Below are 18,016 nucleotides of genomic sequence, written 5' to 3'. Positions count from 1 at the left end.
GCGAACGCCTTCGCGGGCTCGCACGACTCCGACGAGGTGGAGGAGACCGAGGACAACCCCCTCGCGATCCGCCTGGAGCAGCTGATCCTGGGCGCCGAACGCCAGTACACCCCCTTCCAGGCGGCCCGCAGCGCCGGGGTGTCGATGGAGCTGGCCTCCCGCTTCTGGCGCGCCATGGGCTTCGCCGACATCGGCCAGGCCCGGGCGCTGACGGAGGCCGACGTGCTGGCGCTGCGGCGGCTGGCGGGCCTCGTGGAGGCGGGGCTGCTGAGCGAGCCGATGGCCGTCCAGGTCGCCCGCTCCACCGGCCAGACCACGGCCCGGCTCGCGGACTGGCAGATCGAGGGCTTCCTGGAGGGCCTCACCGAGCCCCCCGAGGAGGGGATGACCCGCACCGAGGTCGCGTATCCGCTGGTCCAGCTGCTGCTGCCGGAGCTCCAGGAGTTCCTGGTCTACGTGTGGCGGCGGCAGCTCGCGGCGGCCGCCGGGCGTGTCATCCAGACCCAGGACGACGAGGAGATGGTCGACCGGCGGCTGGCCGTCGGCTTCGCGGACCTCGTCGGCTTCACCCGGCTCACCCGGCGGCTGGAGGAGGAGGAACTCGGCGAGCTCGTCGAGGCGTTCGAGACGACCGCGGCTGATCTGGTCGCGGCCCGCGGCGGCCGGCTCATCAAGACCCTCGGTGACGAGGTGCTGTACGCGGCGGACGACGCGGGCACGGCCGCCGAGATCGGCCTGCGGATGATCGAGACGCTGGCCAACGACGAGACCATGCCGGAGCTGCGGGTCGGCATCGCCTTCGGCACCGTCACCACGCGCATGGGCGACGTCTTCGGCACGACGGTGAACCTCGCGAGCCGCCTCACCTCGATAGCGCCGAAGGACTCGGTCCTGGTGGACGAGGCGTTCGCGGCGGAGCTGATGCGGTCCGGGGACGCGCCGGAGTCGGAGGCCGAGGCGGCCGCGGCGGAGAAGGAGGGCGCGGAGCCCCCGCACCCGTACCGCTTCGCGCTCCAGCCGATGTGGCAGCGCCCGGTCCGCGGTCTGGGCGTCGTCGAGCCCTGGCTCCTCACCCGCCGCCCGGAGCGACGGCCGGCGCCCCCGCCGGCACGGCGGTAACGGGGCCGGGCCGCGCGGTGTGACGGCCCGCGGCCGCGGCGGGAGTGTCCGGCGGGAAGCTCCGGCGGGACCCGAGCCGGAGACTCAGCGGCCGCGGAAGCGCCGCCGCTCCGGTCCGGGGGCGGGAGCCGTCGGTGAGGCGTCGGCCATCCGCACGACCGGATCGTCGGGCCCCTCGTCCCCCGCCACGACCGGCCCGTCGGCACGGGCCGCCTTCGCCCGGTACTGCGCCGCGTCCGCCAGCCGGAACAGCCGCCGCGCGGACGGCACGGGCCCGATCGGCTGCCCCGTCGAGGCCACTCCGCAGGCGACGCCCTCGCCGAGGTCCAGTTTGGCCGCGCGGTGGCACAGCTCGGTCGCCGCCCGCACCACCTCCTCGGAGGGCGGTCCGACGGCGACGAGACAGAACTCGTCACCGCCCAGGCGCGCCGCCAGCGCCCCGGGGAGCATGGCCCCGCAGACCGACAGCACGGAGCCGAAACGCTCCAGCAGCCGGTCGCCGACCGCGTGCCCCAGGGTGTCGTTGACCTGCTTGAGCCCGTTGATGTCGCAGACCACGAGGCTCACCACGGTCCCGTCCGCCCGGTGCCGCTCCAGCGCCTCCTCCAGCCGGACGTCCACGGCCCGGCGGTTGGCCAGGCCGGTCAGCGGGTCGGTGAAGGCGAGCCGGCGGGCCTCCGCGAGCCGCTCGGTCTGGGCGATCCCGGAGGCGGCCACCGCGGCGAGGACCGTGGCGAACCGGGCGTCCTCCCGGTCGAAGACGGGGGCGCCGGCGGGCCGCGCCACGTACAGCTCACCCCAGGCGCGGCCGTGGAGCACGATCGGCGCGACCACACAGCAGCCCCGTCCGCGCCGCCGGAGGGTGGCGACGCGCTGGTGGCAGTACGAGCCGGGGCCGCGGTCGCAGGGCGGGCCGTCGGCGGTCTCCACCCAGGCGTCGGGCTCGCCGCCGCCCGCCCACCGCTCGTGCAGGAATTCGGCGATCTCGGGGAAGTCACGGACGGGATAGGACTCGTTCTCCGGGAACTCCTCCTCGTCCGGCGCGAGTTCGCCGACGTTGACCAGGACCCGGAGCCGCCCGAGGTCCCGTTCCCAGGCGGAGATCGCGGCGAAGCAGCCGCCGAGGGCGCTCCGGGCGCCGAGCGCGGCGGCGCGTGCCGTCTCGCGGGGGGTCTGGGCGGCGGCCATCGCCTGGGCCAGCGCCACCACGGCGGCCAGCCGCGCATCGCCCCCGCCGTCACCAGCCACCCGGCACCTCGTGTTCCGTCACTGTGGGCACATCCTTCACCCCAGACTAGGAACATTTCCCGGTGAGCGCCCTCCTGGGGAGGGCTTCTTCTCCGGTCCGAGACCCGGCCGACGCCGCTCCGCCGCCGACGGCCCCGCGGCCGGTGCCCGTGCCCTTCCGGCCGTCCCGGTTCACTCCCCGGGCCAGTCCGGCGCCCGCTTCTCGTTGAAGGCCGCGACGCCCTCCGCGCGGTCCCCGGAGAAGGCGACCGCCCGCCAGGCGCCGTCCTCCACCTCCAGCCCGGCGCGCAGGTCCAGCCCGTGTCCCAGCCGGAGGGCGCGCTTGGCCGCGCGCAGGCCGACCGGGGAGTTGGCGGCGATGCGGGTGGCGAGGGCGAGGGCCTCCTCGCGGTCCCGGCCCGCGTCCGCGAGCTGGTCGACCAGGCCGAGGGAGAGCGCCTCGGCGGCGGCCACCCGGCGCCCGGTGAAGATCAGCTCGGCGGCTCGCGCGGCACCGACCCGGCGGGGCAGCAGCTGGGTGCCGCCGCCGCCCGGGATCACGCCGACGGACACCTCGGGGAGCCCGACCACGGCCGTGGGGTCGGCGACGATCAGATCGCAGGAAAGGGCGATCTCGAAGCCGCCGCCGAGCGCGAACCCGTGCACGGCGGCGATCGTCGGCATCGGCAGTTCCAGGACACCGGTGTAGGCGGCCCGGTTGACCGGTCTCTGGCGCAGCAGTTCGGCGTCCGTGAAGGAGTTGCGCTCCTTGAGGTCGGCGCCGACGCAGAAGGCCCGTTCGTGGCTGGAGGTCAGCACCACGACCCGCGCCGAGGGGTCGCCGGTGAGGGCGTCGCAGGCCTGGGTGAGGCGGCGGGCCAGCTCGGTGGAGACGGCGTTCATGGCCCGGGGGCGGTCCAGGACGAGCTCCGCCACATGGGTGCCGTGCCGCCGGACGGCGATCCACTCGCCGTACCGCACCTCGTCCGCCGCGCCGCCCATCGCCGCCTCCTGTCCTCGGTCGTGCATCGTGAGTCGTGCACCGTGTTAACGATCGTTCATCCGATCATGTCAGGCGCGGGGCGGCCGGGCCAGGGGCAGTTCCCGACGGCGGTGCCCGACGGCAGTGCCGACGGCCGCACGGCCCGCGTCGTGACAGAACATGATTCAGAACTTAGGGTGCCTGAATATGAATATGCACACCGTGGTGCTGGGAACGTCCGGCGTGAGCGCGGACGACGTGATCGCCGTGGCCCGCGGCGGGGCCCGGGTCGAGCTGTCCGCCGGAGCCCTCGACGCGCTCGCCGCCTCCCGGCGGGTCGTCGACGCCCTCGCCGCCCGCCCGGAGCCCGTCTACGGCGTCTCCACCGGCTTCGGCGCCCTCGCCGTCCGCCACATCGGCCCCGAGCTGCGCGGCCGCCTCCAGCGGAACATCGTCCGCTCGCACGCCGCGGGCATGGGCCCCCGCGTGGAGCGCGAGGTCGTCCGCGCCCTGATGTTCCTCCGGCTCAAGACCCTCGCCTCGGGGCACACGGGGGTGCGGCCGCTCGTCGCCGAGACGATGGCCGCCCTGCTCAACGCCGGCATCACCCCGGTCGTCCACGAGTACGGATCCCTCGGCTGTTCCGGCGACCTGGCACCGCTCTCCCACTGCGCCCTGACCCTCCTGGGCGAAGGCGAGGCGGAGGGGCCCGACGGCACCGTGCGCCCGGCCGCCGACCTGCTCGCCGAGCACGGCATCACCCCGCTCGACCTGCGCGAGAAGGAGGGCCTGGCCCTCCTCAACGGCACCGACGGGATGCTCGGCATGCTCGTCATGGCCAACGCCGACCTCGCCCGCCTCCTCACCTCCGCCGACATCACCGCCGCCCTCTCCCTGGAGGCGCTGCTCGGCACCGACCGGGTCCTCGCCCCCGAACTGCACGCCGTCCGGCCGCACCCGGGCCAGGCCGCCAGCGCGGACAACATGCTGCGGATGCTCGCCGGCTCCGGGCTCACCGGCCACCACCAGACCGGCTACGACGGCCTTCAGGCCGCCCCTCGCGTCCAGGACGCCTACTCGGTGCGCTGCGCGCCGCAGGTGGCCGGCGCGGGCCGTGACACCCTCGCGCACGCCCGCCTCGTCGCCGGCCGGGAACTCGCCGCCGCCGTGGACAACCCCGTCGTGCTGCCCGACGGACGGGTCGAGTCCAACGGCAACTTCCACGGCGCGCCCGTCGCGTACGTCCTGGACTTCCTGGCCGTGGCCGCCGCCGACCTGGCGTCCATCGCCGAGCGCCGCACGGACCGGCTGCTCGACAAGAACCGCTCCTACGGGCTGCCGGCCTTCCTCGCAGGGGACCCGGGAGTCGATTCCGGGCTGATGATCGCCCAGTACACGCAGGCGGCGCTGGTCGGTGAGCTGAAGCGGCTGGCGGTCCCGGCCTCGGCCGACTCGATCCCCTCCTCCGCGATGCAGGAGGACCATGTCTCGATGGGCTGGTCCGCGGCGCGCAAACTGCGCACGGCGCTCGGCAACGTGAACCGGGTCATCGCCGTGGAACTGGTGGCCGCCACCCGCGCCCTCGAACTGCGCGAAGGGCTCGCCCCGGCCCCCGCCACCCGCGCCGTCCTGGAGGCGGTGCGCGCGGCCGGCGTCGCGGGCCCGGGCGGCGACCGCTTCCTCGCCCCCGACCTGGCCGCGGCGGACGCCTTCGTGGCCTCCGGGGCTCTGGTCGCGGCGGCGGAGACGGTCACCGGACCGCTGGCCTGACAGCCCGGTCGCATCCGGACGCGGAGACGGCGAGACGCGAAGAGCCCGCCCGGGGAGCCCTCGGTCCCGGGCGGGCGGAGCGTGCGGTCAGCGGGAAATGCGGTCGTCCGGGCGTCCGTTCGGCGCGGAACGCGGCGGGGACGTCCGGCCGGCCGGGGCCGGTGCCCGTGCCCGGACGACTTCAGAAGAGGGTGCGCGAGCGGCGTCCGGCGGAGGAGACCAGCGCGGCGCCGAGGCCCAGGAACAGGGTGCCGCCCAGCAGGTACGGGGTGGTGTCGACGCTGCCGGTGTCGGCCAGCGCGAGTTCCTCGGCGTCCGTGACCGTCTCTCCCGCGGAGGGGCCGGAGTCCGCGGCGGGATCCGCCTCCTCGGCCGGCGACTGGCCCTGCGTGCGGTCCCCGGCCTGTTCCGCGGCCGGAGCTCTGCCCTCTTCGACGGTCGCGTTCGCGGACGGCACGAACCACAGGGCGAGCAGCATGGCCCCCGCGGCGGAGGCGGTCAGCAGTGGTCGGCGTGCGGACACGTCATGGACCCCTTGCGGTGCAGGTTGGTTGAACGGCCGGGTCCGATAGTAGTGAAGGTCACGGGTCATGGGAAAGTCCGGAGGGCGAGCGGTACCCTCGCCAGTGTCCCGCCTGCCGCGGATCGTCCGGTCCTGGTGTATTTCGCGGCAGTTGGGGATGTCCGGCCGCCGCGGGGGCCGGGGACCTGGGCCGGGAACCGCGGAAGCAAGCCGTCCCGGGCAGGGATCGAACCCGCGGATGCGGGCAGGCGCCCCACACGGCAGGCGCCTGAAGACACGAAGGGGTGAGGAACGGCGCGGGACAACCGGTCACTCTTCGGAGGGCCGTGTCCGGATCGGGTACGCACGTGGCGTGCGCCACACTTCCGAGACCCGTGGAACGGGTCGACGGGTCCGGGTGTTCTTACTGAGCACTGGCCGGAAGACTCGCTTGCGGCTTCCGGCCCGCGACCCGGGGACAGTAGCAATGGAGAAGCGTGTGATGACGACAGGTAAGCGGCGGAAAGCGGTCGTCGCCGCCGCCGCGCTGCTCAGCGGCGTGCTGACGCTCACCGCCTGCGGAGGTGGCGGCGGTGCTGACTCCGACGGCAAGGGCGGGGACAGCGGTGACAGCGGAAAGCAGTCGCAGGTCGACCGGGCGGCTGCCAAGGACGCCTCGGACGCACGAATAAAGATCAGCCCCAAGGACGGCACCGACAACGCGGGCATCAACAACGACGTCCGGGTCACCGTCACCAAGGGCAAGCTCTCCGCGGTGTCGATGACGGCTGTCGCCTCCGGCGCGGAGATCCCCGGAACCCTGGCCGGCGACGGCAAGAGCTGGAAGCCGGACGGCTCGCTGGAGCGTTCGACCAAGTACAAGATCACCGCCACCGCCGAGGACTCGGAGGGCCGCAAGGCCACCGAGCACTCCACCTTCACCACCGTCTCGCCGGACAACAGCTTCCTGGGCTACTACACCCCCGAGGCCGACTCCACCGTGGGCGTCGGGATGCCCGTGTCGATCAACTTCGACAAGAGCATCCAGAACAAGAAGGCCGTGCAGTCGGCGATCGAGGTCAACACCACCAGCGGCCAGGAGGTCGTCGGACACTGGTTCGGCACCCAGCGGCTCGACTTCCGGCCCAAGGAGTACTGGAAAGCCGGCTCCACGGTGACCGTCAAGCTCGGCCTCGACGGTGTCGAGGGATCGCCGGGAGTGAAGGGCGTCCAGGACAAGTCGTTCAGCTTCAAGATCGGCCGCAGCCAGGTCTCCACCGTCGACGTCAAGAGCAAGACCATGTCGGTGGTGCGGGACGGCAAGGAGATCAAGAACTTCAAGATCTCCGCGGGCAGCTCCGAGAACCCGACCTACAACGGTCAGATGGTGATCTCCGAGAAGTTCAAGGAGACCCGGATGAACGGTGCCACCGTCGGGTTCACGGACGACGACGGCAAGGGTGAGTACGACATCAAGGACGTGCCGCACGCCATGCGGCTCTCCACCTCCGGCACCTTCATCCACGGCAACTACTGGGGCGCCGACTCCATCTTCGGCCAGGCCAACACCAGCCACGGCTGCGTCGGTCTGAACGACGTCAAGGGCGCGGACGACCCCGGCCAGGACGGCGCCTGGTTCTACAACCAGTCGCTCATCGGCGATGTCGTGACCGTGAAGAACTCCCCCGACAAGGAGATCGCCCCGGACAACGGCCTCAACGGCTGGAACATGGACTGGAACGAGTGGGTCGCCGGTAGCGCGATCTGACCCGCACCGAGCGAGTCCGCACCGGAGCGATCCGGACCCGCACACCCCGCGCGCGGAGCGCGACGCACCACCGCCGGGCGGTGGCCGACAGGACCGTCGGCCACCGCCCGGCGCCCGTCCGCCACCCTCCACCGCGTCGCCGGCCGGTGCCGTTTCTCACCCCGCTCTCATCGGGGGCTCAGCCGTCCCTCACCGCGGCTGCCTACCGTCGCCCGCATGTTCCTCACCTACCTCCGGCGCGAACTGCGCCGCCGCAGAAAAGCGGCGCTCGTCGTCGCCTCCGGCCTCGCCCTGGGCATCGCCCTCGTCATCGTCGTCACCTCCGTCTCCGCGGGGATGAAACAGGCCCAGGGCCAGGTCCTGGAGTCCCTGTACGGACTCGGCACCGACATGACCGTCACCAAGGCGCAGGAGCAGCCCGAGGAGGGCGAGACCCCGCAGCGCCCCCGCTTCCGCTTCGACGCCGGCGAGGAGGGGGAGGAGCAGAGCGACGACCGGCTGATGGTGCAGGGCTTCGAGACGCTCGACGCGAGCACCGTGGGGAAGGTGGCCGGGCAGCAGGGCGTCGCCGACGCCGTCGGCGGTCTCAGCCTGGTGAACCTGAAGATCAGCGGCAGCTTCGAGCGCGGCGAGATCGGCGCGGCGCCGGGCCCGGGCGCCGGAGACGGCGGCGACGGCGGCCGGGGCGGCGGCGAGATCCGCGGCGGGGGCGCCGACTTCGGTATCGAGTCCTTCACCGTCTACGGCACGGACGTCACCGAGCCCGCCCTCGGACCGCTGACCTCCTCCGCCCTCACCGAGGGCCGCACCTTCGAGAGCGATGAGACCGACGCCGGGGTCGCCGTCGTCGACAACGCCTACGCCCAGCGGGAGGACCTGGCGGTCGGCGACGAGATCTCCGTCAAGGGCACGGAGTTCGAGATCGTCGGCATCGCGACCGCCGACAGCGGCTCGGCCGCCGCCGATGTCTACATCCCGCTCGAGCGGGCCCAGACCCTGTCCGACTCCGAGGACGAGATCACCACGGTCTATGTGCGGGCCGAGGACTCGCAGGCCATCGGCGCGGTCAAGGCCGCCATCCAGAAGAACGTGACCGGGACGACCGTCACCACCTCCGAGGACCTGGCCGCCACCGTCTCCGGCTCCCTCAGCACCGCCGCCGACCTCGCTTCGAGCGTCGGGAAGTGGCTGTCCGTCGTCGTCCTGGCCGCCGCCTTCCTGGTGGCCGGGCTGCTGACCTCCTCGGCCGTCAGCCGCCGGGTACGGGAGTTCGGCACCCTCAAGGCGCTGGGCTGGAAGAGCGGACGGGTGACCCGGCAGGTCGTCGGCGAGGCCGTCGTCAACGGACTGCTCGGCGGGGCCCTCGGCATCGCCCTCGGCCTCGGTGGCGCCTACCTCATCACCGCGCTCAGCCCCGGCCTCACCGCCGAACTCGCGCGCGGGGCCGGGCTGTCCGGCGGTGGCCGGATGGGCGCGGGGCCCGGCGGCGGACCGGGCGGCGGGGGCGGCGCGGCCGCGTCGCAGAGCATCGACATCGCGCTGACCGCACCCGTCGCCCTCGGCACCATCGGCCTCGCGGTCGGCCTCGCGGTCGCCGGCGGACTCGTCGCCGGAGCCTTCGGCGGCTGGCGCGCCGCCCGGCTGCGCCCGGCCGACGCGCTCAGCCGCGTCGCCTGACCGGCGGCCCCCGGCCTTCCCGGCCCTCCGCGCGCGGCCCCGGTTCCGTCCCCGACGGGCCGCTCGTACAGCCGTACGAGGAGGCCACGCCTCCCCCCGGCCCGCGCGGCACCGCGCGGTCCCCGCCATCCACCCAGGAGCGACATGTACCAGCTGACAGGCGTCACCAAGCGCTACACCCGGGGCAAGGAGACCATCGACGCCCTCGCCGGTGTCGATCTCACCATCGACGACGGCGACCGGCTCGTCATCCAGGGCCCCACCGGCGGCGGCAAGTCCACCCTGCTCCAGATGCTCGGCGGCCTCGACCGCCCGACCACGGGCAGCGTCGAACTCGACGGCGTGGACCTCGCCCGGCTGAGCGAGGCCCGGCTCACCGCCGTGCGGGCCGAGAAGATCGGCTTCGTCTTCCAGAGCTTCAATCTGATCCCCACGCTCACCGCGCAGGAGAACGTCGAGACCGCCCTCGTCCCGCTGCGGGTCAAAGCGGCGGAGCGGCGCGAGCGGGCGGCCGAGGCCCTCGGCTCCGTGGGGCTGGGGGAGCGGCTCGGCCATCTGCCGGGAGAACTGTCGGGCGGCCAGCAGCAGCGGGTGGCGATCGCGCGTGCGCTGGTGAAGCGGCCCAGGGTGCTGCTCGCCGACGAGCCGACCGGCAACCTCGACGAGGGGACCCGGGACGACATCGTCGACCTGCTGGAGGGGCTCTGGAAGGAGCACGCCCTGACCTTCGTGATGGTCACCCACGACAGCGCCGTCGCCCGGCGTGCTCCCCGTCTCGCCACCATCGAGGCGGGGAGGCTGACGGTCGCGGAACAGGCGGTCCCGGCTTCCTGAGCCTGCCGGGCCTTCCGGGAGCTCCCCGGGCTTCCCGCGCGGCGAGGGCGGAGGAGGAGGGGCGGAGAGGGGCAGGTCTCAGCGGACCCTGCCGTAGAGCCGGTAGTTCACCGCGATCATCATCCCGAGGCCGACGAAGAACCCGATGGCCGAGGCCTTCAGCACGGCGGCCCCGCTCAGCCCGACCAGGAAGCCGATGGCGCTCCCCGCCAGAGCCCCGTAGGCCGCTGACCGCACCTCGCGGATCATCTTCGTGCGCACGCTGTGGACGGCCAGCCACAGCGCCAGCAGCGCGACGCCCGCCAGGATGCCGAGCAGCCAGGCCCTCCCGAGGGAGGCACCGCCCTCCTGGTCGAGGAAGCCGGCGTAGAAGCCGAAGACGACGCTGGTCACGACGGGTGTCCGCCAGATGTTCCGCCCGCGGGGCCGGGCGTGTGCCGCTGTGCCGCGGCGCTCCGCCTGGGTCTGCATGGCGCGGCTCCTCTCTCCCGCTGCCCCCGCTCTTCCAGGGCACACCCGGCCGGCCGGTACGTCAATTCGATCAGCCCCCGCCGGGCACCCGGGCGGGGGCTGATCGCGGGCGGTGGGGACCCGCCGCCCGCCGTACCGCACCGTGCCGCTACGGCACGGTGGTGCTGTACGTGTACTGCGGCAGACCGCTCTGCCGGCCCACCCCGGCGAGCATGTCGTCGGGCACGGTGGACGGGACCTCCCAGCCACCCGGGTAGACGGGGTGGCCGTAGGAGTCGTAGAAGTCGTAGGCGTCGTCGATGTCCGTGCTGCTGCGGCGGTGCCGTCCGGACCGGGCCTCCCCGCCCGGGCCGCTGCCCGCCCAGGGCGGTGAGAGCCGTCCCTCGGCCGACAACTGCTGCGCCCGGGAGATCAGCCGGGCCAGATCGAGGCCGAACTCGGCCGCCAGGACCTGGAGATCGACCCCGGTCTGCCAGCTGCCGACGAGCAGCGCGTCCATGGCGCCGGACCAGCGCGGTTCGCGGAGCTGCTGCTGGGACTGTGCCTGCGCCTGCGGCTGGGGTTGCTGCGGGACAGGCGGCGGCTGGTGCTGGGTCTGCTGCGGGACCGGCGTCTGGTGTGGCTGGTAGTGCTGGTAGTAGGTGTACTGCTGCTGGTGCTGGGTCTGCTGGTACTGCGTGGGGGGTTGGGCGGGGGCGTAGTACTGGTACGCCATCGGGTCCGCGTACGCATCGTGCGCCGTCCCGCCCGCCTCGTGCGCCGCCCCCGGTACCCCGGCCGCCCCGGCGGCTCCCGGCATTCCGGCCGTTCCCATGGGTTGTGCGGTGACGGCCTCCGGTGCCGTCACCGCCTCCGCCTGTCCGTCCTCCGGCGCCACCGCCGCGGCGGCCAGCAGCTGGTCCGCCACCCCGCGGGCGTCCTCCTTGCCCACCGTCCGCCGCGCGACGCGCACTTCGCGTTCGTTCAGCCCCAGCACGCCGGCCACCGCGCCGTCGCTGCCGACCGTGACCGCGAACGCCGCCAGCAGGCGCGACCTGTGCACCTGGGCCTCGTCCAGAGTCGCCTGCGCCGAGCGCACCTGTTCATCACTCCGACAGAACGCTTCTGCCAACACCGTGTTCCGTTCCCACCACTGCCGCGGCTCCATGACGCGACAACGCCCCTACGGATGATCGGGTAACCCTCCGGACGTCCCTCGTTGAGCCAAGTGGGTGGTATGTCGCATGGACGTTTCTTCTTTCCGCTCCTGCGTTCGCTTCTCCGCCGGCGTCCGCGCATGACCCGGGAGGTAATCGACCCCGCCGGGGCCCGGCGCCAGGATCGTGCACGGGAGGACGGAATCCCGCACGCCCAGTGAAAGGCCCGCCATGACCGGCATGTTGAACCCCTCCGGCGCGTCCGGGGGCAGGAAGGTGTCCGGAGGCTCCGGCCCCGTCGGCCGCTCCGGGGAGGGGATCGGGAAGGAGACCGGGGAGGCGGTCACCCGGCAGACCGTGCGGGAGTTCCTGCGGCGCGTGACGGAGCGCGATCCGGACCGTATCGCGGACCTCTACGCCGAGGAGGTCGACTGGATGGTCGCCGGGAACCCGGTGGTCCCGTGGATCAAGCCGCGCCCGACCCGTGCCGGTGTCGCCGGGCACTGGGCCGATCTGGCCGCGCACACCGTGAGCGGGGACGGGTGGGCGACGGTCGGCGCGATCGTCGTCGACGGCGCCGAGGCCGTGGTCACGGGGGAACTCGGCGGGACGGTCGCCGCCACCGGCAAGACCTTCAGGAGCCGCTTCGCCCTCCGTCTGACCGTCGAGGACGGTCTGATCACCCGGCATCACGTCTACGAGGACAGCCTGGCCGTGGCGGCCGCCTGCACCCCGGACGCCGCGGCCTGAGTTCCCGTCACCACCGGTGCGGCTCGGTCCCCCGCCCGCCCTGCCGCCCCATGCCGGTCCGTGCCGGCGATCCGCGACAGCCGTTTCGAGGAGAGACCATGCCCGCCTACGCCATCGGCCACTTCACCAGCGTCCGTCCGCACCCCGACGTCATCGACTACGTGGAGCGGATCCAGGCCACACTCGATCCGTACTCCGGCCGGTTCCTCGTCCACGGAGGGCCGGTCGAGGCACTGGAGGGCGAGTGCGGGACGGAGCTGGTCGTCATCGAGTTCCCGGGGAAGGACGAAGCCCGGGCCTGGTACAACTCGCCCGCCTACCAGGAGATCCTGCCGCTGCGCACCCGGCACGTCGACGGCGACGCCTTCCTGATCGAGGGGGTCGGGCCGGACTACGACCCGGCCCGGAAGGGCGAGGTGCTGCGCCGTTCGCTCTGAGCGGGTCCGGCCGGGCGGGCTCCTCCGCCCGCGCCGGAGTCGACGGGGGCCCCGTCGGCTCCTGGACGCCCGGGAGATCAGGGGCCGTTGAGCCGGTGTTGCCGGGTGTTGCCGGGTGTCGCCGGCGGATGTTCCCGCCGGGCCGTGCCGTGGGGGACCGCGGGCGCCCGGCGGCGCCCACCACGGGCCCCGCGACGCGCGGATGCCTCCCGTGTAACAACTGGCCGAGGAGTCTGGCGTTCCGGGGTGGCCGCCCCTACGGTGGGAGCGCTCCCACGCTTTCGCCTCCACAGAGTTCGATGCGAGCCCTTTGCGCCGGCCCCGGCCGCGCGGACCCACGGCCGGACGGATGGCCGGCCGGAACTCCGCGGCCCGGGAACGGAGTTCCGGCCCGGCCGGTGAGAAGACGCGGAGGCGCCACGGTCCCCCACAGGCCGTGGCGCCTCCGTCCCTTTCCGGGCGGCGGCCGGCCGCGGCGCCGCTCCGTACGCCGGTCACCGCACGGCGACTGGCGCGGAGCCGGGGCATGAGGAGAGCGGCCCACCCGGGGGCGGCCGCGGGGGCTCTGCGGAGGACGGGCCGGGCGGACCGGCCGAGGCGCCGGAACGGCCGCCTCCGGGGAGAAGCCCGAGGGCGTAGCCGCCGGCCGCCCCCGGGTGTCCGTACCGCGTCTGCCCCATACTCGTACGGAGTGATCAGCGCGGCGGGGTTCCGCCCTTCCGTCCGTCCGCCGGTATCGCGCCGGCGGGCAGCGGGTGGCCGTCACGCAGCGCGGTGAAGACCTCGTCCGTGAGGGCGTCCGGTCCGTGCTCGGCGAGGATCGCCTGCGCGCGGCCGAGGGGAGAGTCCGCCGGGGCGGGCTCCTCGGAAAGCTCCACGCCGAGGATCATCGCGCCGAAGAGGGCTCCGATGTGCTGCGGGTCCTGTGAGTCCATGCCCGGAGCGTAGATCCGGGCACTGACACCGACGCCGACACCGTTGCCCGGGGTCCGGTGGCCGCGCGGTGGCGTACGGAGGCCGGGGCCGGGTGCGTGCGCGGCGCCGCCCCGGGCCCGTGGCGGGCTCTCTCAGGAGTCCCGCCTTCCGTCGCGCTTCGGGGCCGCGAACAGGAGGAAAAGGGCAATACAGAAGCCGATCCCCAGGACGACCATCGACGTACCGCTCACGCTGCACCGCTTCCTTCGGCCGGATCTCGTGGACAAGGGCTAACACAGTCACGGGCTCCGGCTCCACTTTCTTCGCTTTCCGTATACCCGCTGTTCGCGGCCGTCCACGGTGCGCGACACCTTGCGGGGCTGCGGGCGCGGCGGCGCGGCGGTGCGGTGGCGTGACGGGCCGGGGCGCGGAGGGCCCCGCACAGCGCCTCGGGACAGGACGGTTCGGCCGTCCGCCATCCGCCGGACTCCTCCGCCGGGCCGGCCGACGCCCGTCCGGCCTGGGGGGATGCCGCGGCGGCAGGCGCCGCCCGCGCGCATCGCGAACGGACACGCAGCGAGGGCGCCGTCACCCTATGCGACCGCCCGGATATGCCGCAGGAGAATGCCCGAATTCCCGTGCGAGTGGGGCACGTTGCGTAACCTCCTGGTCACTGGAGCGGGGTGACGCCCGCCTCAGCACGCTTGGGATGGGGAGGACACCGGCGTGTCCGGAATCGATGAGTGCCTGATGGAAGCCATGGTGCTGCCCGGCGCGCGGGGTGCCGCCGTGATCGAGTGGACGAGCGGGCTCGCCCTGGGCACGGCGGGAGACGCCCCCAACGGCGACCACGAGGTCACCGCGGCCGAGCTGGCCGAGATCGCCCGGCTGGCCGCCGAGCACACCGCGTTCGGCTCGGCCGAGGAGAACGGGGCCGGCAGCGCACGGGAGGGGGCCGCCCCGGAGCACAGGGGCGGCGGAGAACAGCCGGTCCTCGCGGAGCCCTCGGCCCGGGTGCCCGGCGGAAGGGACGCGGATGTCCCCGTGGAGGACGTTCTGCTCACCACCCGCACCGGCTACCACCTGCTGCGCTTCGTCGAGAACACCCTGGACAGCAGCGTCTTCGTCTACCTGTGGCTCGGCCGGGACGACGGAAACCTGGCCCTGGCCCGGCTGCGGCTGCGCGATCTGGTCGAACGGCTGGCGCTGATATGAGGACGGGAACGGCGGTACGGCCGGCGCTCTCGCCGCTCCTGGTCCGCATGGCCGCACGGCGGGCAACCGGGGCGCTGTTCGGGGAGTCCGGCACGCTCTACCTGGTCGACGGGCGGATCGTGCACGCGGAGAGCCCGGCGGCCCCCGGCCTGGACATCCTGCTGGCCGCCGGCGGGAGTCTGCCCGCCGAGGGCTGGCGGGAGGCGATCGCGCAGGCCGGTGCCCGCCGGGAGGTCGGCCGCTTCCTGGTGGAGAGCGGGCGGCTGGCCGGCGGCGAACTGGAGATCTGCCATCTCGGCGCGCTGTTCGACGCGGCCTACTTCGCGCTGGCCCCGGGCCGCGGCCCGGTCCGCTTCCGCCACGGCGCCGCGCACTGGCTCGGCCCCGTACGGCCGGTGCGCGTCGAGGCCGTCGAACGGGAGACCCGGCGGCGCAGGGCGCTGCTGGAGGCGGTGTGGCCGCATCCGCAGGTCGACACCGCCCCCGTGGTGCGGCGCGCCCCGATCCGGGCGCCGGCGGTCACCCGCAGGCAGCGGGCCGTACTGGACCTCGCGGACGGGGTGCGCACCGCCGCGGAGATCGCCCGGCTGCTGGGACGCCCGGCCTTCCACGCCCTGCTGGACATACGGAGGCTCGCGGCGGCGGGGCACATCGAGACGCCCCGCCCGGGGGAAGCGCCGCCCCCGCCCGCCCTGCCCGCTTGGGTCGCGGACATCTCCGACGACCCGGACGTCGAACTGCTGCGCCGGCTCCGTGCCGCACTGGAGGCCATGTGAATTCCCCGTCCGCCCATGAGGCCCCCTCAGCGGTGTCATGAGGCGAGCACTCCGACAGCGCGCCGAGAGGAGGCAGCTGATGAAAGCGGAACCCGAAATCCTGGAGGAACTGGGCCGGTTGCGAGCCCGCGTGCCCGGGGTGACCGGGGCCCTGGCGGCCAGCGCCGACGGACTCGTCCTGGCCCAGGACGGCGCGGGGGAGGGCGCCGAGGGAGTCGCCGCACTGACCGCGGCCGCCCTCGGGGTCGCCCTGCGGCTGACGGACGCCACCGGCCGCGGGAGCTTCCGCGAACTGCTGGCCCGGGGCGACCGGGGCTATGTCGCGACCTACGCGGCCGGAACGGCGACCGTCGTCACCGTCCTGGCCGGGCCGCGCACCAACGTGGGCCGGCTCCATCTGGAGGCGCGGCGGTCCGGGGCGCGCATCGGGCAGATGGTCGACGGCGCACTCGAACGGCCGGAGCAGGGCGGCTGAACAGCGGGCCCGGGCGGGCTGCCCGGCTCTGCCAGCCCGGTCACGGGTGCCGGAGTACGGGTGGCCGGAGTACGGGCCCGCGGGGTGCGCGTACGGGCGCCGTCCCGGTACGGAGTGTGCCTCGTCCGGCGGCGTGCGGGTGCACGGAGGCGGGGGCGTACGGACGCGAGGGCGTGCGGTTCCGCCCGTCCACCCGGTCCGTCCGCCCCGGCGGAAAGACCCCCACAGAACAGAACCCAACAGGGAAAGGAAGAAGGAACGGATATGAGCAACACGGAAACCGCCCTCAAGGAGACGATGACGTCGATCGAGGGCGCCGTCGGCGTCGCGCTCGTCGACTTCAACAGCGGCATGGCGCTCGGAACCCTCGGCGGCGGCAAGGACCTCGATCTGGGCGTCGCAGCGGCGGGCAACACCGACGTGGTGCGGGCCAAGGTGCGCACCATGGAGCACCTGGGGCTGAAGGACGAGATCGAGGACATCCTCATCACGCTGGGCAGCCAGTACCACCTGATCCGGCTGATGAAGGGCCGCGGCAAGAGCGGTCTCTTCCTCTACCTGGCCCTGGACCGCGGCCGCGCCAACCTGGCGATGGCCCGCCACCAGCTCAAGCAGATCGAGGCGGGCCTGGAGGTCTGACCCGCTGTCGGGTGGGCCGGACCCGGCCGGGGTGCGGACGCACCGCCGGACGATCCGCACACCCGTTCCCGTGGGGAACCGGAAGGACGGCCTGCCTTCCGGCTCCCCGCGGCGGGACGGGAGCTCCGCGCGCCCTTTCCGCCGCGGGTCTCCCGCGGGGGTGGGCGGGCGGCGGGTCAGCGGCCCGAGGGCCGGACGAGGAGCTCGTCCGCCATGGCGGACCCCACGCGGTACGCGTTCTCGACCGCGATGCCCTGCCAGGGCGCCGTCAGCAGTTCACGGATGGTCTGGCCCGGGTACGGCTGGTCGAAGTTGCTGGCCGTGCGGAGGCTGAGGTAGCGGTCGAGGTGGCCGTACACGGCGAGGGGTTCCGCCACGGCCGTGTCGGTGCTCTGGGTGGTGCAGTACTCGCCGCGTCCGTGCGTCCAGATGTCGGTGATGTACTGGGCCGTCTCGGACAGTCTCCGCCCCGCCCAGTAGTCGTCGCCCGCGATGGTGTCGCAGATGTCGACGTACGGCCGCCGGCCGGCCTGGCCGGGGTACCGGCGGCGCAGCTCAGCGGCCTCCCGGCTGTCGGCCAGTTCGACGTTCTTTGTCAGTTCGTAGGCCTGGTGGACCAGTTCGTCGTTGAGCCGGAACGCGTTGGTGCCGGTGTCGACGGGGAGGTAGCCGTGGGGGATGTCCGGCGCGCTCTTCGGGAGGACGTGATGCCCGAGGTCCCAGTCGACGACCCAGCGGGCCCAGGCGGCGAACCCGAGGGTTCCGCCGTCCGGCGGTGTCCCGGCAATCCCGGCACTCAGGAAGTAGGTGTCGCGGAAGTCGAGACGGGGGCTGCTCAGGATGGCCGTCATGCTGGTGGCGACACGCGTCTTCCCCTGGCCCGTCTCGACGACACACAGCCCCCGCCGGTCGCAGTGGAGGGGGCGGTGCGCCCCCGGCACGTCGATCCGGAGCGGCAGGTGCTCGCGCTCCAGCCAGGGGCGGGTCTCGACATCGAAGGCGGTGATCACCAGCACACCGACATCGAATCTCTTCGGGCCCGTACTCTCCTCGGCCCGGGCGGTGCCGAAGGAGGACGGAACGACCGCGGCCGCGAGGGCGACCGCCAGCGTGATGGCGAAGCTGGACATTCGACGGGACAGGAACGCTGCGCATCGCTGCATGGATTTTCCCATTGCCGAGACTTTGAGACGGCCGGCTCGTGCGCCGGCCGGTGGCGAAAGCGGTCCGGACGCGCTGGGGCGCGATGCCGGAATCGCTATGGCTGAGAATCTAGGAAGACGTTTCGGCCTTCGCACCGCGGACCGCGGCAGACGGAGTACG

Annotated in this window: 18 protein-coding genes; 11 read left to right on the top strand and 7 right to left on the bottom strand. The window is 73.7% G+C overall.

The features are described 5' to 3' along the window. Nucleotides 1-36 precede the first annotated feature (36 nt). On the top strand, nt 37-1,119 hold the full coding sequence (locus tag SXIN_RS11275; RefSeq protein ID WP_238153956.1) for an adenylate/guanylate cyclase domain-containing protein: 1,083 nt from the start codon (nt 37-39) through the stop codon (nt 1,117-1,119). A gap of 84 nt (nt 1,120-1,203) precedes the next feature. Here the strand turns inward: SXIN_RS11275 and SXIN_RS11270 are convergent, their stop codons facing one another. Together SXIN_RS11270 and SXIN_RS11265 are read right to left on the bottom strand one after the other, a co-directional pair. After that, nucleotides 1,204-2,307, bottom strand: a complete 1,104-nt coding sequence (locus SXIN_RS11270) for a GGDEF domain-containing protein (protein ID WP_095758002.1) — start codon at nt 2,305-2,307, stop codon at nt 1,204-1,206. Nucleotides 2,308-2,538: 231 nt separating this feature from the next. After that, nucleotides 2,539-3,348: an enoyl-CoA hydratase/isomerase family protein gene (locus SXIN_RS11265; protein WP_019710363.1), complete on the bottom strand. Its 810-nt coding sequence runs from the start codon at nt 3,346-3,348 to the stop codon at nt 2,539-2,541. A 193-nt stretch (nt 3,349-3,541) separates the two neighbouring features. On the opposite strand from SXIN_RS11265, the gene hutH reads away from it, so the two are divergent. Continuing rightward, a complete protein-coding gene (gene hutH, locus SXIN_RS11260) occupies nt 3,542-5,098 on the top strand; it encodes a histidine ammonia-lyase (protein WP_095756938.1) in 1,557 nt (518 codons plus the stop codon). Between the two features lie 181 nt (nt 5,099-5,279). On the opposite strand, the gene SXIN_RS11255 is transcribed toward hutH, so the two are convergent. Next, a complete protein-coding gene (locus tag SXIN_RS11255; RefSeq protein WP_019710361.1) occupies nt 5,280-5,621 on the bottom strand; it encodes a hypothetical protein in 342 nt (113 codons plus the stop codon). Nucleotides 5,622-6,087: 466 nt separating this feature from the next. Here SXIN_RS11255 and SXIN_RS11250 point away from each other — a divergent pair, with 466 nt between their 5' ends. The 3 genes from SXIN_RS11250 to SXIN_RS11240 all read left to right on the top strand — a co-directional run bounded on the left by SXIN_RS11250 (nt 6,088) and on the right by SXIN_RS11240 (nt 9,879). Then, nucleotides 6,088-7,368, top strand: coding sequence for a L,D-transpeptidase (locus SXIN_RS11250; protein WP_019710360.1), 1,281 nt, complete (start codon nt 6,088-6,090; stop codon nt 7,366-7,368). A 216-nt stretch (nt 7,369-7,584) separates the two neighbouring features. Further along, complete coding sequence (locus SXIN_RS11245; protein WP_095756937.1) at nt 7,585-9,045, top strand: ABC transporter permease; 1,461 nt, start codon at nt 7,585-7,587, stop codon at nt 9,043-9,045. 144 nt (nt 9,046-9,189) lie between these two features. Next, nucleotides 9,190-9,879 (top strand): ABC transporter ATP-binding protein, encoded by a 690-nt coding sequence (locus SXIN_RS11240; RefSeq protein WP_019710359.1) that lies wholly within the window; start codon nt 9,190-9,192, stop codon nt 9,877-9,879. 78 nt (nt 9,880-9,957) lie between these two features. On the opposite strand, the gene SXIN_RS11235 is transcribed toward SXIN_RS11240, so the two are convergent. Both SXIN_RS11235 and SXIN_RS31730 read right to left on the bottom strand, forming a co-directional pair. After that, the gene (locus tag SXIN_RS11235; RefSeq protein WP_019710358.1) at nt 9,958-10,350 is read right to left on the bottom strand and encodes a hypothetical protein; all 393 of its coding nucleotides are present in this window, start codon (nt 10,348-10,350) and stop codon (nt 9,958-9,960) included. Nucleotides 10,351-10,498: 148 nt separating this feature from the next. Continuing rightward, a complete protein-coding gene (locus SXIN_RS31730; RefSeq protein ID WP_050930976.1) occupies nt 10,499-11,428 on the bottom strand; it encodes a hypothetical protein in 930 nt (309 codons plus the stop codon). A 289-nt stretch (nt 11,429-11,717) separates the two neighbouring features. Between SXIN_RS31730 and SXIN_RS11225 the strand changes: the two genes are divergently transcribed. Then, a complete protein-coding gene (locus tag SXIN_RS11225; RefSeq protein ID WP_019710357.1) occupies nt 11,718-12,236 on the top strand; it encodes a nuclear transport factor 2 family protein in 519 nt (172 codons plus the stop codon). 98 nt (nt 12,237-12,334) lie between these two features. Continuing rightward, complete coding sequence (locus tag SXIN_RS11220; protein ID WP_019710356.1) at nt 12,335-12,673, top strand: DUF1330 domain-containing protein; 339 nt, start codon at nt 12,335-12,337, stop codon at nt 12,671-12,673. A gap of 695 nt (nt 12,674-13,368) precedes the next feature. Here the strand turns inward: SXIN_RS11220 and SXIN_RS11215 are convergent. Beyond that, nucleotides 13,369-13,608: a hypothetical protein gene (locus SXIN_RS11215; protein WP_019710355.1), complete on the bottom strand. Its 240-nt coding sequence runs from the start codon at nt 13,606-13,608 to the stop codon at nt 13,369-13,371. 706 nt (nt 13,609-14,314) lie between these two features. Here SXIN_RS11215 and SXIN_RS11210 point away from each other — a divergent pair. From SXIN_RS11210 to SXIN_RS11195, 4 genes are all read left to right on the top strand, one after another. Next, the gene (locus SXIN_RS11210) at nt 14,315-14,803 is read left to right on the top strand and encodes a hypothetical protein (RefSeq protein WP_019710353.1); all 489 of its coding nucleotides are present in this window, start codon (nt 14,315-14,317) and stop codon (nt 14,801-14,803) included. Then, nucleotides 14,800-15,579 (top strand): hypothetical protein, encoded by a 780-nt coding sequence (locus SXIN_RS11205; RefSeq protein ID WP_019710352.1) that lies wholly within the window; start codon nt 14,800-14,802, stop codon nt 15,577-15,579. The genes SXIN_RS11210 and SXIN_RS11205 overlap by 4 nt, the downstream gene beginning before the upstream one ends. A 37-nt stretch (nt 15,580-15,616) precedes the next feature. Then, entirely contained in the window at nt 15,617-16,054 is a 438-nt protein-coding gene (locus SXIN_RS30880) for a roadblock/LC7 domain-containing protein (protein WP_107501148.1), read from the top strand. Between the two features lie 264 nt (nt 16,055-16,318). Beyond that, nucleotides 16,319-16,693 (top strand): hypothetical protein, encoded by a 375-nt coding sequence (locus SXIN_RS11195; protein ID WP_019710350.1) that lies wholly within the window; start codon nt 16,319-16,321, stop codon nt 16,691-16,693. Between the two features lie 176 nt (nt 16,694-16,869). Here the strand turns inward: SXIN_RS11195 and SXIN_RS11190 are convergent, their stop codons facing one another. After that, nucleotides 16,870-17,823: a purine-nucleoside phosphorylase gene (locus SXIN_RS11190; protein WP_019710349.1), complete on the bottom strand. Its 954-nt coding sequence runs from the start codon at nt 17,821-17,823 to the stop codon at nt 16,870-16,872. Nucleotides 17,824-18,016 lie beyond the last annotated feature (193 nt).

Origin of the sequence: Streptomyces xinghaiensis S187, assembly GCF_000220705.2 — a bacterium.
In the GTDB taxonomy this organism is placed as follows: domain Bacteria; phylum Actinomycetota; class Actinomycetes; order Streptomycetales; family Streptomycetaceae; genus Streptomyces; species Streptomyces xinghaiensis.
This window is presented reverse-complemented; position numbering and strand designations above follow the sequence as displayed.

What these genes read in the sequence shown, in the direction of transcription:
- SXIN_RS11265 (WP_019710363.1), bottom strand. Translation starts at nt 3,348, where the DNA reads ATGGGCGGCGCGGCGGACGAGGTGCGGTACGGCGAGTGGATCGCCGTC.
- SXIN_RS11225 (WP_019710357.1), top strand. Translation starts at nt 11,718, where the DNA reads ATGACCGGCATGTTGAACCCCTCCGGCGCGTCCGGGGGCAGGAAGGTG.
- SXIN_RS11245 (WP_095756937.1), top strand. Translation starts at nt 7,585, where the DNA reads ATGTTCCTCACCTACCTCCGGCGCGAACTGCGCCGCCGCAGAAAAGCG.
- SXIN_RS11270 (WP_095758002.1), bottom strand. Translation starts at nt 2,307, where the DNA reads ATGGCCGCCGCCCAGACCCCCCGCGAGACGGCACGCGCCGCCGCGCTC.
- SXIN_RS11205 (WP_019710352.1), top strand. Translation starts at nt 14,800, where the DNA reads ATGAGGACGGGAACGGCGGTACGGCCGGCGCTCTCGCCGCTCCTGGTC.
- SXIN_RS11195 (WP_019710350.1), top strand. Translation starts at nt 16,319, where the DNA reads ATGAGCAACACGGAAACCGCCCTCAAGGAGACGATGACGTCGATCGAG.
- SXIN_RS11235 (WP_019710358.1), bottom strand. Translation starts at nt 10,350, where the DNA reads ATGCAGACCCAGGCGGAGCGCCGCGGCACAGCGGCACACGCCCGGCCC.
- SXIN_RS30880 (WP_107501148.1), top strand. Translation starts at nt 15,617, where the DNA reads ATGAGGCGAGCACTCCGACAGCGCGCCGAGAGGAGGCAGCTGATGAAA.
- SXIN_RS11220 (WP_019710356.1), top strand. Translation starts at nt 12,335, where the DNA reads ATGCCCGCCTACGCCATCGGCCACTTCACCAGCGTCCGTCCGCACCCC.
- SXIN_RS11190 (WP_019710349.1), bottom strand. Translation starts at nt 17,823, where the DNA reads ATGTCCAGCTTCGCCATCACGCTGGCGGTCGCCCTCGCGGCCGCGGTC.
- hutH (WP_095756938.1), top strand. Translation starts at nt 3,542, where the DNA reads ATGCACACCGTGGTGCTGGGAACGTCCGGCGTGAGCGCGGACGACGTG.
- SXIN_RS11240 (WP_019710359.1), top strand. Translation starts at nt 9,190, where the DNA reads ATGTACCAGCTGACAGGCGTCACCAAGCGCTACACCCGGGGCAAGGAG.
- SXIN_RS11215 (WP_019710355.1), bottom strand. Translation starts at nt 13,608, where the DNA reads ATGGACTCACAGGACCCGCAGCACATCGGAGCCCTCTTCGGCGCGATG.
- SXIN_RS11250 (WP_019710360.1), top strand. Translation starts at nt 6,088, where the DNA reads ATGGAGAAGCGTGTGATGACGACAGGTAAGCGGCGGAAAGCGGTCGTC.